The organism is Lactobacillus panisapium (assembly GCF_019469265.1).
Lineage (GTDB): Bacteria > Bacillota > Bacilli > Lactobacillales > Lactobacillaceae > Lactobacillus > Lactobacillus panisapium.
Genome location: NZ_CP048268.1, coordinates 396,844 through 412,500, shown reverse-complemented (window position 1 = coordinate 412,500; position 15,657 = coordinate 396,844). Strand labels below are relative to the sequence as shown.

The window sequence follows — 15,657 nt, the reverse complement described above, 5'->3', positions numbered from 1 at the left end:
ACCACCCAGTTTCAGTCATTAGCATGACTGCACTTCATTAAGTTGGCGATAACGGTGCCGCAAACCGTGTAACTATTAATTACCCACATTAATGGAATCTGGAAACGACCTCTGTCCACTTTCACCACTACGTGGACTCTCTAAAACAGTCTTAGGATTCCGTGTTTGGATATTATTTTAAGTCATTCTCTTGTTTTTAGCAAATACTATTTCTACTTATATGAAGTATTTTGAAAAAGCAAATCATCTATTACCTTTTTTAGCTTATAATACTGATTATCAGGAGGCCAAAATGAAAATTACTAATCTACCTAAAAAGACTTGGCAAAAAATATATGCTTTCCAGATTCTTTTTTGTTTACTTGCAGAAGTATTGCTGATGGTTAGCGGCTTGCACAATGCAACAAAGACGAAAAATCAGGTAACTGCTATTATTTTACTTGTGCTTTTTTTAGCACTGACAGTTTATGTTCAAAAAATGAAGGTTAAAGATAAATTTACTTACGAGTTTACGCGGTGGCTAAGCCTACTTTTTGGCCCCGGCATCCTTTGCACTTTTTGGCTTAAAATCGGCAACTTACTTTTAGTGCATTTGCCCCAAATTGAAATTATTTGGGTACTACTATTATGGGCAGTGTTGCTTGGTTTGCTACTACCAATTGCCATGGTTTATGCCGCCCAAATTAAGAACTGGTTCTTAAGGCTGCTGATTGTTTTCTTATTAAATATCCAGTATGGACTGGTCAACACGTTAAAAGTCTCCAGAAGTCTCAAAATTATGCATTCACTTACGGGACAAGGAGTAATCGCGGCCATTAGCCTATTTATCTTGGCATGTTTTCTAGGAAAAGCTTGGGGTTTCAGGTTTAATCCCAACTTGAAATTTAACAAAAGCCAAAACTTCCAGCAAGTTACTTTTGTTTTACTCATTCTTTTTACATTATTAGACTTGTTTTACAACTGCTTTAACGCTTATTCCAAAGATATTTGGACCGTCTTTTTTAGATATGATTTTAATAATCTGAAATTTTCCTTACCTAATTTAACATGTGCAATCGAACCGGGTATCCTAGAGGAAGCTGTACGTTATCTAAACATCATCATCCTGCTAGCAGGTTTTAACCACTTGCCAAAATGGCGGGTTCCAATTGCCATTTATGGTTCCACACTCCTTTTTGGACTTGCCCATCTTGGAAATGTTGGCTGGCACGGTGCAACCCTTTCGGCCACTATTATGCAAGCAATTGGTGTGACCGGTTGTGGCTTTTTATGGGCTGTTCTTTATCTTTATACGGGAAAGCTTTGGCCAGCAATTGTTGCTCACTTCATATCAGACTTCGTCGCTAATATGCTTACTGGTTGGAATTCTTCAGGATGGCACTGGCATGGTTATGCGACAGATTACATTTACACTATCTTGATCGTTGGCGTTCCACTTCTGTTTTCAATTTGGATGATGTTCGGCAAAGCTAGACAAGTAATGGAAGAAAATGCCGATCGAATAATGAATGTGAACTAGTTTGATTTTAATAAAAAAAGTCTGGGAAAATTCTTGATATGAACCCCGAAGTTAGGACAACTTCGAGGTTTTTATTATGGCTAAATTATCCAAACAAGATAAAATTTAAAATCTTCAATCTTTGGCGGAATTATAACATTAGACCTAGTGAATTGGGTCGACGTTATGGCATTAATCCTGCTAACATTAAGTATTTGCTTGCTCTTATTCAACGTCACGGCCTAGCTATTTTAGACCAGCCCTATACTGAATATTCACTTGAGTTTAAACAGCAGGCTATTATACGAGTACTAGTCAAGCATGAACCAGCTTATCAGGTGGCAATTGATCTTGGCCTAAAAAGTAACGGTATGCTAGCTAATTGGCTTCGCAGCTATCGTGAAAACGGGTATAATGTCGTTATCAAACAGAAAGGACGATCACCCCATGCCCAAACAAGATCCAGAAATCAAACGTCTGAAGCAAGAAAACGAGCACTTACGCCAGCAGAACTTGAAGCTGACCGTCGAGAACGAATTTATAAAAAAATTGACCGCCTTAGTCGACCAGCGGACCAAGAACCGCAAGCCGCGGAAATAGCCCGGGCAGTTACCCAGCTAAGGCATGAACTCAAGGTCAGCGTAACTTTTATTCTTGCTGTTATTAATGCTAATCCCAATCTCCCGCATCTATCCCGCAGTAATTATTACTACAATTTGCAGAAAAAGGATAAGGATCGTGGCAACCAGCAGGTGATGGCTGAAATCAAAGCCATTTATGAAGAACACCGGCATCGCTATGGCTATCGGCGCATTACTCTGGAACTTAGACGGCGTGGTTTATTAGTCAATCACAAAAAAGTACAACGCTTGATGAACAAGCTGAAACTCTTTGGCATCGTCAGTAAACGCTGGCATAAGTATAATAGCTATCGCGGCACCCAGGGTCCAATTAAGACCGACTTGATTAAACGTAATTTTAGCGCAGTTTACCCGGAACATAAGTGGTATTCAGACGTAACCGAGTTTAAACTCAACGGTCAGAAGACCTACCTGTCACCCATTGTTGATGGCTGCACGCAAGAGGTGATTGCCTACTCCATTTCCCGCAGTCCTAATCTTAAACAGATTATGGACATGCTAAAACAGGCTTGGCGCAAGCATCCAGCATTAAATGGTCTAATTTTTCATACAGATCAAGGCTGGCAGTACCAGCATCCTAAATTCCAAGCTTGGCTAAAAGACCATGGAATCGAACAGTCTATGTCGCGTAAGGGCAATTCCTTAGATGACGGATTGATGGAAGGGTTCTTTGGCATACTCAAACGGGAAATGTTCTATGGCTTTGAAGCCCAGTTTAAGAGTCTAAAGGAGCTGGAAGAAGGAATCCAAAAATATATCAGTTACTATAACCAGCAAAGAATCAAGGTAAAACTAAAAGGACTAAGTCCGCTTGAATATCGGGCATTAGTCCTTAGTTAAAATTTATTAAACTGTCCTAATTTTGGGGTTCATATCATCTCAGGCTTTTTTATTTCAAGATAAATCGTCAAATTACCAATTACAAAATAAATTCGGTTAACTCTAAAACGAGTGGAACAACAATTACAAATAAGACCGTTGAAGTAGTAACAACATTAGTTGCATATTGAACGTCTCCGTGAGATTCACCGACTAAAATCGGTAAAACGGCTAATGCTGGCGTAGCAGATTGAACTACTAAAGTTTCCTTTGCAAGGTTCGGTAATGCTGGGCCCCAATTAGCACCAAAGACAATCAAGATAATCATCAGCGCTGGTACTAAAATGAACCTTCCAAGTAGCGCCCAAATTGTATCACGGTCTAAGTGAATTGATTTCAAACCAGCATCGGCTAAAATAATTCCGATATAAATTAGTGACATTGGTGTAACAATTCCGCCCACCATACTTAGCACGGTTGTAATCCATCCCGGAATCGGTACTTCAACTAATAAACATATTAAAGCAATTAGGAAACCAACTAATGGTGCAGGCAACAATTTCTTCCAATTAAATTTCTGCTGTTTCTGTTTTTGCACAGTTGGATCATCACTTGAGATGAAGAAGACCCCAATTGCCCAAGTAGAAACTGTATTTAACACATAATAAATCAGGAAGTAAGGCATACTTTTTTGCCCAAATAAAGCAATGTTTAATGGTAAGCCAATAAAAATCGTATTGGCATTAGTAATAGCATTGATGAAAGTCCCGCGTCTTCCTTTGCGGATACGAAGAACTTTACACAAGAGCCAAGCAAACAAATAGCTAAGGGCGAAACAAATGATGGCATAAACGAGGCCGCCAGTTAAACCAAACAATTTATCGCGGGTCAAATATTTCAACACGGAAACAAAAATTGAAGCTGGTAAAGCAATATTCATGATTAAATATGAAATATTGCCTTTAAACTGATCTCCTAGTTTTCCACTGCTGCGTAGCCAGTAGCCTAACGCAATGACCAATAACAGTTCAACAACACTAGTTAAAGAAGTAATAAAGGCTTGCATTGATCCTCACTCCTATTCATTTTTATATTCCGGCGCCCAGCGCAAAGCTTCAACAGCTTGCTTACCATCGTCATATTCATTTTGATTGAGGTGATCCTTAATTGCTTGGTTAGCCACGGCATGTGCAACTGTTTGCGAAAAGATATTGAGCTTTTCAACTGGTGGTAAAACAGCAGCTCCCGGCTTAGTTGAATCAACGATTCCACCTAATGAGTGAGCAGCCACACTAATCATTTCATCGCTCAAAACTTTAGCATTAACTGCTAAAGCACCAAGTCCAAGTCCTGGATAAACTAAGGCATTGTTTGCTTGACCAATTTCATACTTAACACCTTGATAATCAACCGGATCAGCTGGAATTCCCGTAGCAACTAACGCCTTGCCCTTGGTCCATTCGATTAAATCTTGCGCTTTTGCTTCCGCCAATTGCGTTGGGTTGGATAATGGAAAAATAATTGGCCGTTCAGTGTGCTCCGCCATTTCGGTCACAATATCTTGAGTGAAGGCGCCAGAGCGAGTAGATGTTCCAACTAAGATGTCGGGATGAACCGCTTGAACTACGCTCTTCAGATCCTTTAACTGATCCGCATTGGCAAATTCTGACCGCTTTCTGACAAAAGGCTTTTGCGCTGGCGTCAAATCAGGTGTATCGTCAAACAATAATCCCTGCTTATCAACTAAGTAGAAATGCTGCCGGGCCTCTTCAGGCTTTAAGCCCGCTTGTAACATTTCAGAATATACTTGTTCAACAATGCCAGTACCGGCGGTACCGGCTCCGAAGCAGACATACTTTTGCTCAGTCAATTTTTGCCCACTAATCTTTAATGCTCCTAAAATTCCGGCTAACACAATAATTCCAGTACCTTGAATATCGTCATTAAACGTCAAAATATGTTCACGGTACTTTTTCAGGATATTGTCTGCGTTATCACGGCCGAAATCTTCAAAGTGCAAATACAATCCTGGGAAAAGCTTTTCAACACACTGAACAAATTGATCTACAAACTGGTAATATTTATCGCCATTAACCCGACTATGTTTATTACCCAAGTAAAGATCATCTTTGAGTAATTTTTCGTTATTAGTACCGACATCGAGTACAACTGGCAAAACGCAGGCCGGATCCACACCAGCTGCGGCCGTATAAACCATCAATTTACCAACAGAGATATCAACTCCCTGAGTTCCCCAGTCGCCAATTCCGAGAATCTCTTCACCGTCAGTAACTACAATCAATTTAATATCGCGACCATCTGCGGCATTTTTTAAACTGGCTTCCATTTGATCAGGTTTATCGATTGAAAGGAAAGCGGCATTTTGCGGATTAACAAACAGGTGACTGTAATTTTCAATTGTTTCCGCAATTGTCGGATCATAAACAATCGGCATGAATTCGGTCACATGTTCACTAAAGATTTTAAAAAATAGCACCCGGTTGGTATTAAAAATAGTCATTAAAAAAATGCGTTTTTCTAAGTTAGTTGACTTTTCTTGGTACTGCAAATAGACTTCACGTACCTGGCTTTCAAGCGATTGCTCTTGCGGCGGCAACATCCCTTCTAAATGATATTGCTTACGTTGCTCTTCAGTAAAAGCTGTGCCATGATTCAAAAAAGGATCATTTAAACGATCTTGTCCTGTCTTTTCCATAATTCCACTCTCCAATCTAGACGAAATTTTTCTTTGGTTATTAACACTTTTAGCTTATTCCCATTATAGTGATAGTTCAAATAATTGAGCTTACCAATAAAATCACTTGACTTATTCATATTTTTGCTTAACTGATTTTGATAAAAAAGAAAAAAATATTTTTAAGTACAAAAAAAGACTAAGAAAGCAATTTTCCTAGTCTCTTCTAGTTTAAGTTAGTCCAATCCGCCCGTTTAAGCAGATAATATTTTTCTTCATACGAAAATAAGTTGCTGATTTTACTCAAATCAACGGCATAAATAAATTTGAAACCTAAATTTCGCAATAATCTTTGCGAGCGTTCATTATTGGTAAAAGTACCGGCCCAGATCTGCTCTTGCTTTAACTTGCCAAAAGCAAAATTAAACAACAAAGTTAAGGCCTCTGTCATGTAGCCATGACCTGAAAACTCTTTATCTAATAAGAAGCCGACTTCCTTAGAAGTAAGTAGTTCGGCTTCATTAGTGCCGCGATCATATAGTTCAACTAGGCCAATTAGTTTATGCGTTTTTTCCAAGCAGACCCCATAACTATACTTTCTAGCCGCATATTGGCCAGCTGCAATTTCAGCCTGAGTCAGATTTTGGTAATGATCAAAACCCGCTAACTGGTGATAGTACTTATCTTGGCCCCATTTTAGAAGTGTCGTTGCATCTTCAGCCTTAAATGGTCGCAAATAGATTCGTGCAGTCATTATTTGCCAACTACCTTAAGAAGCCAGTCCATTCCAAACATTAGGGCAAAGCTGTAGGCGGCAATTGTCCATGGCTTACCCAAAATGATAATCCAAAAGTAAGTCCAGAATTTCATATCGGTTAACCCGGCTAGCAGGCAAAGAACGTCATCAGGTGCCATTGGCGCAACAATACAGATTGCAAAAAACCAGTTAAATTTATTTTGGTTTTTGGTCCACTTCATATACTTATCGAGCGTTTTTTCCGAAACAATGTGCAGGATAAATGGTCGTCCATAAAAACGCGCAAGGAAAAAGTTGATGATTGAGCCAATGCAAACTCCGACATAGTTGTAGATAAACCCGGCTAATGGACCGAAGAAAATTACTCCGCCCAACAAAGAGACACCACCCGGAATAATTGGGATGACTACTTGGATAATTTGAATTAAGACAAAAATCACCGGCCCGATGATGCGCTTATCAGCCAAATATGCCTTCATCTTCGCTTGACTAGTAAAAATCCCTAAGCGGTACCAATAAATACACAATAGAATAATAATAATCCCGCTGACAACGGTCAAGATATTGATTAATCTTCGACTAGCTTTAGCTGAAAGATGCATAACTTACCTCCAATATTAGGCTAATTTTACCAAAAAATTCACTTAGATGATTACTTTTTTAGCTCTTCAGCACAATAATTATAATAACTTAAATATTTTAAAATTAATTATAGAAAAGGTAATTAAAAGATAGCAATTTATCATTCCATGTTAAGTAACTAAAAATAAGGTACCAAGAAGGTAACTGTTTTTCAAAACATAAACACTTTTGCCTTTTAAAGTATAATAAATTCAAGAACGAATTGGAGGTTAGCAATGACGACTATTATTAATGATGTTCTTTATGATGAAAAAAAGCAGTTGGCAACCGATATTTATTTACCCGAGAAAACAAATGCGGAAACTAAAATCCTGTTATTCTGGCACGGTGGTGGTTGGTTTCGCGGTGATAAAAGTAACCTGAAGGATTACTGCACCCAAATTACGGAGCAGAATTTTATTGTGTTTGCGCCCAATTATTCGCTAGCGCCCAAACATATTTTTCCAGCCGCTCATAATGACAGTGTTACTTTTGTAAATTGGCTGCTTAACAGTTCGTATGGGCAAAATAGAACTAATGCGGTTACCCAATTAGGTGCAAGCAGCGGCGGCGTAATGGCACTATTTTTAGCGGGTAAATACGGTTTCCCAACTGTAACTTGGTCTGCACCTGTTTCTTTTTCTTCTTGGATGAAAAACCACCAAGATGTTCGTCCATCTCAGCAAGCAAATTTTGAATTTGGCATAACTGATTTAAAGCAAATTAATGATGCCTTTTACAAGTATTTTACTCTTACCTACACGGGCACGGATAAGCAGGAGACTTTGAAAAAATTAGACGCACAATCATATGATTACGACAATCTAGGGCGTTTATTAATGCTTAACTCCACTAACGAGTTATCGCCAACCGACTACTTACTTGATTTTATTAGTCAACTAGCTAAAGCCGATCATAGCGTTGACCTCAAACTAATTGCCGGCAAGCGCCATGCCATGTCCTATGCTAGCGACTATCTGGCCGAGTCCATCTCTTACCTTGCTAAAAAACCTGTTAAGTAAGTTACTTATAAATAATTAGTAAAGGTAACCAGAAAAACCCCACTTTTTGATGAAAACGGTTTATAATAGTTGTTATAAATTTTACTGCAATTAGTTGCAGTACCTAAGGAGATAACAAGATGGCTAAATATCAATCAATTAATCCGTACACTAACGAAACCTTTGCCAGTTACGACAATCCGACCGCTAGCCAAATTGAAGACTCAATCAACTTAGCACATGCACTTTACCAAAAATGGCGTCATGAAGAGCCAGAAAGCCGGTGCAAGACATTACATCAAATTGCGACAGCCTTTCGTGAACATGAACAAGAAATGGCAGAAATCATGACCCGTGAAATGGGTAAAATGATTGGTGAATCAAAGGGTGAAGTTGAACTTTGTGCTTCAATCTGTTATTACTACGCCGATCATGGTCCTGAAATGCTTAAGCCACAACCGATCGAGTCTAAGCTGGGCAAGGCCTATTACCTTAAGCAAGCTACTGGCGTAATCATGGCATGTGAACCATGGAATTTCCCACTTTATCAAGTAATTCGCGTGTTTGCCCCTAACTTTATCGTTGGAAACCCGATTTTATTAAAGCACGCCCACAATGTTCCTGGATCAGCAGCCATGACCGCCAAGATTATTAAGCAAGCTGGTGCACCAGAGGGCAGCTTAATCAACCTCTACCCAAGTTATGACCAACTTGATGACATTATCGCTGATCCACGAGTTCAAGGAGTTGCCTTAACTGGCTCCGAACGGGGCGGTTCATCCGTTGCCGAAAATGCTGGTAAGAATCTAAAGAAATCAACGATGGAATTAGGCGGAAATGATGCGTTTATTGTTTTGGATGATGCTGACCCACAAGTCTTAAAGAAGGCTTTGAGTACCGCGCGAACATACAACGATGGACAAGTCTGCACGTCTTCTAAGAGAATCATTGCAGTTAAAACCCGTTACGACGAAGTCTTACATGAATTAAAGAATTCTTTTGCTGCACTGAAGCCAGGTGACCCGCTTGATCCAGCTACTACTTTGCCACCAATGAATTCTGCTAACGCTAAAGACAAGTTAACTAAGCAAGTTGATGAAGCAGTTAAAGCAGGTGCCAAGGTCTTTTACCAATATCCAGAAATTGATTCTGCTGGTGCCTTTTTCCGGCCAATTATTTTAACTAATGTTGACAAGCAAAACCCAGCTTATGATCAAGAATTTTTCGGCCCAGTTGCAATTGTGTATGAAGTCGAAGATGAAGATGAAGCCATAGCTTTGGCAAACGACTCAAGTTATGGTTTAGGCTCATCAGTTATCAGCGCCGACGTAAAGCATGCACAAGAAGTAGCTGCTCAGATTGAAACAGGCATGACCGTTATTAACGGCACGTGGATCAGTTCAGGCGAATTGCCATTCGGCGGAATTAAAAAATCCGGCTATGGTCGTGAGCTAAGTGAACTTGGCATGATGGCTTTTGTCAATGAGCACCTAGTAATCAGTATGCCAACCGAATAATTTAACTAGTAATAAAAAAGGCTAGACGAGATGCGTCTGGCCTTTTTATTGTCCCTAATTTTTATTTTTAAATAGGTTGTAGCCAAGCAAAATCGTCATCATCACACTAGATAAAATCAAGAAGTAAGTCGATGCTCCGATTGAAACTGCGTATAAGAGCAGCTGGCTAGTAATATTCTTTAAAATACCCGTATTTGATAATGCACTGTTTGACATGCGGTAGATTAAATAGACGAGAAATACCGTCTCAATTAACGATAAGACAAAGGAAATCTGGCGCCCCTTAACTGTATCTTTCAACGTATTATAGGTAATAATCAGTGGAAAGAGCAGAATTAGTAGCCAAATCACACAGACAATTACTCCAGAAAGCATGGTTTCGCTAGATGAGAATAACCGGCCGGCTAAGCCAAATGCCACCCTAGTAATCGACATTTTGCCACTATACGAAATATCAGTTACTGATGCACCTGAACCCGTGAATAAGACAACTAGGTTAATAACTGCCATCAAAATTACAAGCAGCTGCACATAATTAAAATGCTTTTTAACCGTTGCGACCTCTTCTTCCACACGCTGCTCGCCTTTGGTTGACCTCTTCCTGGACTTGACCTTTTGTTTTGAATCTTCAACATTATTAAACAAGTTAGAGCCAATTTGATTAACTTTTTCTGTCAGTCGCTCATCTACCGTGTAACGCTCAATGTCAGCAGTTCGGACGCAAACAGCATACAGCCAAACTAGTAAGGCAAAAAAGCAGATCCAACCAATACTTCGCGAAAAACTCATTATTAACAACAATGCAATTCCCAGCAAAAAGACAATCATACTATTAAGATGCATCCATTGCAGCATTTTCTTAATCGTTAAGTTTTGCTTTTTAGGATAAAACTCTTGCCGATATGCCTCACGACTGGCAATTTTCTTCGCAGTATTTTTATTTTCATAATTGGCGGTCTGGTGCTGATCCGTAAAGAACGTATCACGATATTTTTGTAAATTAAACTGACAGTTAGGACAAACTTTGTCATTATCAGTAATTGACCGGCCACAATTTGGACAAGTAGTCATAAGAAACTCCCTTTGCTCAGATATTTATTTAATATGTTAATCATAAAACAAAAAGCACAATAAAGAAAACTTCTTTATCGTACTTTTTTATCTTTACTATTAAACGGCGCTCGTCTAATGGTTTTGCAATTGTTCAATTTCAGCTGTTAATTGCTTGATTTTTGTAACTGAAGCTTCTGGATTAAGCATTAACTGGTCGCGCTGAAACTTTAATAATTCAAGATTATTGTCATTACTAGCTGATGATTGCTTGCTAGCCGCCACTTTAGTAGATAGCCGCTGATGATTAATCATCCATTTTGGTAACCCTAACTGCTCAATAAATGATCGATCATGCGAAACGATAATCAGTGCGTAAGGATAAGCGGCAATAAAGTCCACGAGAGCAGCAAGAGCTTCTAGGTCAAGAAAATTAGTAGGCTCATCCAGTAGCAGCAAGTTATATTTACCCGTCAATATTCGCGCCAAATTAAAACAAACTAACTGACCACCAGATAAGTTTTCAATTTTTTGATGCCGTATCTGCCATAAGTGAAGATCACCCAAAACTTGCATAGTAACACTGGTAGCAAAAATGCTGCTTTTCATAATCGCTTCGAGCACCGTTTGGTCTGATTGTAGCTTAATGATATTTTGCGTAAAATAGCCTATCTGCAGCTGGGGATGGTAAAAGCCTGTTAACTTACGCTTAAATAGCTCTTTTAGAAAAATTGATTTACCCACACCGTTGGCACCTGTTAGGATAAGCTTATTTTGGTAGGTCAAATTGACTTCCTGTTCAATTGTAAAAAGTAATTTGTGGTATGCCACTACTTTTTGCGGATTTAGTCTTAAAGCCTTGCTTTTAGGTGCAATTGCTTCATTCTTCATCTGGGCAGCACCGTTTTTTAAGGTGATTTGTTTACGAAAAACTGGCCTAGTTAGCGTTTTTGCTTCTTTTTCAATTCGCCTTGATAAATTTTTGGTTGCACGAGCGACATTATTAGCGGCTTTTACTTTTCCTAGCGACTTTGAGCGCCAGTCAGAACTGCTAATGTGCTTTTTCGGATGGCTAAAGGAACCAGCTTGTTTAGCATGCCGTTTAAAACTAGCTTTTAATTGGTTAAGATGCTTTTCCTGCTCGTTATATTCTAATTGCACACGTGCAGCCTGCTTTTCCTGCGCTCGTTTAAATTCTGAGTAGGTTCCCTTAAAAGTGATTACACGCTGGTCCTTAACACACCAAATTGTGTCACAAACTTGATTTAGAAAATGCTGATCGTGACTAATAATTAAACACGAACTTTTTAGACCACGAATTAAGTTAATCAGCCATTTTTGCTGCTCAAAGTCTAAGTTTGAGGTCGGCTCGTCCAATAAGAGCAATGCTTTTGGTGCGTTTCTTAATTGTGCAATTGCCCTACTAATGGCTAACTTTTCACGCTGGCCACCACTTTTATCTTGCGCATTTAAGAGCTGCGGAACATAAGCCCAATTACAGAGTCTTGTTATTGATCCCGTAGCTTTAATTTGCTCAGACGGGTTACTTATGTCAGCAATTAGCTTCATCAAAGTGGTTTTACCAACCCCATTATTCCCGATCAAGCCTATCTTTTGCTTTGAATTAATTCCAAGACTAGCAATTTCAAATAATTTTTTCGCTGCCACATTTACTGTTAAGTGATTGATTTTTATTAATTCCAATTTTTACCTCGGTAATAGATTAACTGATCTGATTGATGCCAGCTTCAGTTTTCATTGGACTACCCTCCTAGATATTAAGTTAACGATCGTTAAACTAGTAGGTGCCACTATTAGCGTTTGATAAAAAAGGTCATCAATGCTAATTTGCGTTACCTATTAACAACTATTCTTGACATGACTCTTTCCTCCATTAGATTAGTTTTCTCATTTATTACTTAATTGTATTTCATTATTTATCTGATTGCAAAACCACCATATTATCAAGTGCAGCCTGAGTTTTAAAGGTAAACAAAAAAGATTGACCTCTCAATTTGAGAAATCAATCTTTCTGTTTCAAGCTATTTAACCTTTTACTCGTCTACTCTTCTTTTTCCAATGAACACCTTCATAAGTCAGCTTAACTGCTGCAGATAAGGTAATTGGCATGATGAAGACGAGAATAATCAAACCAATAATAACTGCTAATGCAACCTCAATCAAAGTTGGAATGCCTGACGGAATTAAGGCTGCAAAAGTACCACCTAGAATAATTGCGGCTGAAACCACAACTGTTCCGATAATACCACAAGCTTTAAGCATTCGTTCACTTGGCTTATTACCTTCAATTGCACGGTAACGTGTCATGAGGAAGATACTGTAGTCAACTCCGAGGGCAATTAACATAATGAAACCAAAGAATGGCGTATTCCAAGTTAATAAGTCCTTGCCCATTGTAGCTTTTACAACCCATTCAGTAATTGATAATGAGCAGAAGTAAGCAATGAGAAGCGTGCCCAGAATATAAACTGGTTGCAGCAATGAACGAGTGACAAAGATTAACGCAATGCCAATTCCGATCAACATAATTGCAGCTGTTCTAATAAAGTCTTTATTAGCAATATCCTTAATATCGGCAATGTTGGAACTTTCACCACCCATGGCAATCGTTGCTTTACCTAAGCGACTTCCTTGCAATGACTTCTTAGCCATTGAACTAAGTTCCTGCGCTTTTTCAGTTGCTTCAGTTCCGCTCGGGTTTGAATTAAAGACAATCATAATCATTGCTGACTTTTTATCTGGACTAAGGTAGTTATCAACTGAAGTCTGGAAAGTATCATTTTTGATAAATTCCTTCGGAATGTAAAAACTATCTGCTGCAGATGAGCTAGCAAGACCCGTTAAGTAAGCTGCTCCTTGGCCTAAGCCGCTGTTAACTTCATCAACACCTGAAGTTAATTTAGGTGTTCCTGAAGCAAGTTGACCTGCACCGGTATTTAACTGACCGACACTTGAATTTAGTTGACCAATACTGGAGCTAAACTGGCCTACACTTGAATTTAATTTACCAAGATTTGAATTTAGTTGACCGACACCACCATTTAATGTGGTAGCACCTGAATTCAATTGACCAGATGCAGAGGCTAATCTGCCTACACCTGATTGCAATTGACCCATTTGGCCCGAGACATTTGGCATAGAAGCCGAAACTTGCGACCATGATTTTTCAAGAGCTGCGCCAGCTGCTTGCATGGCGGCCATCTTTTGTTGTGGCGTTAATCCGGGAACACTATTAATGCTTTGTGCCAGATTAGCCTTATAGCTCTTTTCAAGTGCAGCTTTAGTATTTGACTGTGCGGCTGCAATTCCTTGAGAACCTGCAGATAGCTGCGAATTTAATTGGTTTAAGCCGCTAGTCATCTGAGCAGTGCCACTTTGTAAACGGCCGGAGCCGCTTTGCAATTGACCAGCACCACTTTGTAATTGGCTAGTGCCGCTTTGTAACTGGTTAGCTCCGCTCTGAAGCTTACCTGTTCCATCCTGTAATTGACTAGTACCGTCAGCTAATTGGCTTGCACCATTAGCTAACTTCTTACTTGCTTTGCTTAGTTTGCCTAGACCAGCACGCGCCTGGTCAACCCCTTGATTAACAGTGTTCAACTGATTTTTAACATAAAGCTGATCAATCTCTTCACCGTAAGGTTGGGTGACAGAAGTTACTAGTGAGACATCACCTGAAGACTTTAATTGTCTCGTCAGTTGATCGATTAAGCGCAAGTCCGCTTCGTTATCAAGACGATGATTACTCTTGATATACAAAGTAGAAGGCTCAGCCATACCAGCTGAGAAGTGCTTTTGAACTACACGCATCCCTGCTTTTGCTGGCTCTGCATTATCAATTTCGTCGGTATCATCATAATTTAGATGACCTGAGTACATCAAAGCAAATGGAGTTACCACAACTGCAAGGACAATTAAGTAAATAATTGGGTGTGCTAGTGTTCCCTTAGAAATACCATGCCATAATTTATCTTCTTGTTCACCAGTAAATTTTTTAACTGGCCAGAACATTTTTTCACCTAAAACAGCCATAAAGAATGGGTTCAAGGTTAATAAAACAATTAATAAGATTGCTACACCAACTGCCACACCAACTGCTGATTGGTAAATGGAGAAGTTAGCTAAGCTTAGGGCTGAAAATCCAATCAGGATAGATGAGCCCGAATATAGAATGGTTTTCCCAGCAACTTTGAGGGAGCTTTTCATCGCTTCATAGCGATCCATTCCCTTACCCAAATCTTCTTTAAACTTATCATACAAAAGAATGTTGTAGTCCGTACCAATTCCGAACAAAACAATAATCATGAAGACCTGCGTAAAGTTTGAAAATGGGAAGTTTTGGAACTTCACTAAGTTAGTAACAATTGAAAAGGCGGTAATGAAAGACACCCCAACTGTTAATAACGAAATCAGTGGCACAATTGGTGACTTAAATACAATCACTAATACGATAAAGATGAAGATGACAGTAATAACCTCTGTTTTCTTTATCCCTTCTTGGATTGAATTTGAAAAGGAATTCTGTAAAACATCGGCTCCCGTAACATAAGTCCGAATTCCCGTTGTTTTAACAGCTTTATTCAGCTCTTGTTCAACATCATTGACCGGACCATGCTTTTTCGCAACATTAAGCTGCAAAATCCAGGCTTTGTCGTCCTTGGACTGCAATTGCTTTTTCGTTGCGATATTATCATCCGGTGCCATGACCATCTTAATACCGTACTTGCTCTTGTTTTCTTTTAATTGGTCAATCGTTTCATTGATTGCATTTTTATCATCTGCGGTTAATTTGCCTTTTTCCTTGTTGAAGACAACTGCTATTTGATAAGTGTCCTTTTGCTTAGGTCCCCAATCATTTTGAATTGACTTAGCGACCTCGCTTTGAACATCTTGCGGCAAGGAAATATTTGAGTGCTCACGCGTTAATCCGGTAACATCTGGCAAAGCCACAACAGAAATAATTAAAATTAAAATCCATGCAATGAATGAAAAAATATGGTTCTTTAATAGTTTTTGCACTCTGCTTTTCCTCTCTAT

General features: G+C 39.1%; 11 protein-coding genes. 4 read left to right on the top strand and 7 right to left on the bottom strand.

What is annotated here, in order from left to right; all coding sequences use genetic code 11:
- Positions 1–292 precede the first annotated feature (292 nt).
- Complete coding sequence (locus GYM71_RS01940; protein WP_220220722.1) at positions 293–1,519, top strand: CPBP family intramembrane glutamic endopeptidase; 1,227 nt, start codon at positions 293–295, stop codon at positions 1,517–1,519.
- 38 nt (positions 1,520–1,557) lie between these two features.
- Positions 1,558–2,979 (top strand): IS3 family transposase, encoded by a 1,422-nt coding sequence (locus tag GYM71_RS01935; RefSeq protein ID WP_336511416.1) that lies wholly within the window; start codon positions 1,558–1,560, stop codon positions 2,977–2,979.
- 79 nt (positions 2,980–3,058) lie between these two features.
- Here GYM71_RS01935 and GYM71_RS01930 read toward each other — a convergent pair whose 3' ends face one another.
- From GYM71_RS01930 to GYM71_RS01915, 4 genes are all read right to left on the bottom strand, one after another.
- Positions 3,059–4,024 (bottom strand): AEC family transporter, encoded by a 966-nt coding sequence (locus GYM71_RS01930; protein ID WP_103753128.1) that lies wholly within the window; start codon positions 4,022–4,024, stop codon positions 3,059–3,061.
- A gap of 12 nt (positions 4,025–4,036) precedes the next feature.
- A complete protein-coding gene (locus GYM71_RS01925) occupies positions 4,037–5,674 on the bottom strand; it encodes a malolactic enzyme (protein ID WP_220220721.1) in 1,638 nt (545 codons plus the stop codon).
- Positions 5,675–5,879: 205 nt separating this feature from the next.
- A complete protein-coding gene (locus GYM71_RS01920) occupies positions 5,880–6,407 on the bottom strand; it encodes a GNAT family N-acetyltransferase (protein ID WP_220220720.1) in 528 nt (175 codons plus the stop codon).
- Positions 6,407–7,012, bottom strand: coding sequence for a TVP38/TMEM64 family protein (locus GYM71_RS01915; protein ID WP_103753131.1), 606 nt, complete (start codon positions 7,010–7,012; stop codon positions 6,407–6,409). The genes GYM71_RS01920 and GYM71_RS01915 overlap by 1 nt, the downstream gene beginning before the upstream one ends.
- 255 nt (positions 7,013–7,267) lie before the next feature.
- Here GYM71_RS01915 and GYM71_RS01910 point away from each other — a divergent pair, with 255 nt between their 5' ends.
- Positions 7,268–8,053: an alpha/beta hydrolase gene (locus GYM71_RS01910; RefSeq protein WP_220220719.1), complete on the top strand. Its 786-nt coding sequence runs from the start codon at positions 7,268–7,270 to the stop codon at positions 8,051–8,053.
- Positions 8,054–8,172: 119 nt separating this feature from the next.
- Positions 8,173–9,549 (top strand): NAD-dependent succinate-semialdehyde dehydrogenase, encoded by a 1,377-nt coding sequence (locus GYM71_RS01905; protein ID WP_220220718.1) that lies wholly within the window; start codon positions 8,173–8,175, stop codon positions 9,547–9,549.
- A 54-nt stretch (positions 9,550–9,603) separates the two neighbouring features.
- Here GYM71_RS01905 and GYM71_RS01900 read toward each other — a convergent pair whose 3' ends face one another.
- The 3 genes from GYM71_RS01900 to GYM71_RS01890 form a co-directional block, all read right to left on the bottom strand.
- Positions 9,604–10,620, bottom strand: coding sequence for a zinc ribbon domain-containing protein (locus tag GYM71_RS01900; protein ID WP_220220717.1), 1,017 nt, complete (start codon positions 10,618–10,620; stop codon positions 9,604–9,606).
- Between the two features lie 114 nt (positions 10,621–10,734).
- A complete protein-coding gene (locus tag GYM71_RS01895) occupies positions 10,735–12,303 on the bottom strand; it encodes an ATP-binding cassette domain-containing protein (protein ID WP_220220716.1) in 1,569 nt (522 codons plus the stop codon).
- 342 nt (positions 12,304–12,645) lie between these two features.
- Complete coding sequence (locus GYM71_RS01890) at positions 12,646–15,639, bottom strand: MMPL family transporter (protein ID WP_220220715.1); 2,994 nt, start codon at positions 15,637–15,639, stop codon at positions 12,646–12,648.
- Positions 15,640–15,657 lie beyond the last annotated feature (18 nt).

What these genes read in the sequence shown, in the direction of transcription:
- GYM71_RS01900 (WP_220220717.1), bottom strand. Translation starts at nt 10,620, where the DNA reads ATGACTACTTGTCCAAATTGTGGCCGGTCAATTACTGATAATGACAAA.
- GYM71_RS01940 (WP_220220722.1), top strand. Translation starts at nt 293, where the DNA reads ATGAAAATTACTAATCTACCTAAAAAGACTTGGCAAAAAATATATGCT.
- GYM71_RS01920 (WP_220220720.1), bottom strand. Translation starts at nt 6,407, where the DNA reads ATGACTGCACGAATCTATTTGCGACCATTTAAGGCTGAAGATGCAACG.
- GYM71_RS01930 (WP_103753128.1), bottom strand. Translation starts at nt 4,024, where the DNA reads ATGCAAGCCTTTATTACTTCTTTAACTAGTGTTGTTGAACTGTTATTG.
- GYM71_RS01910 (WP_220220719.1), top strand. Translation starts at nt 7,268, where the DNA reads ATGACGACTATTATTAATGATGTTCTTTATGATGAAAAAAAGCAGTTG.
- GYM71_RS01915 (WP_103753131.1), bottom strand. Translation starts at nt 7,012, where the DNA reads ATGCATCTTTCAGCTAAAGCTAGTCGAAGATTAATCAATATCTTGACC.
- GYM71_RS01905 (WP_220220718.1), top strand. Translation starts at nt 8,173, where the DNA reads ATGGCTAAATATCAATCAATTAATCCGTACACTAACGAAACCTTTGCC.
- GYM71_RS01935 (WP_336511416.1), top strand. Translation starts at nt 1,558, where the DNA reads ATGAACCCCGAAGTTAGGACAACTTCGAGGTTTTTATTATGGCTAAAT.
- GYM71_RS01925 (WP_220220721.1), bottom strand. Translation starts at nt 5,674, where the DNA reads ATGGAAAAGACAGGACAAGATCGTTTAAATGATCCTTTTTTGAATCAT.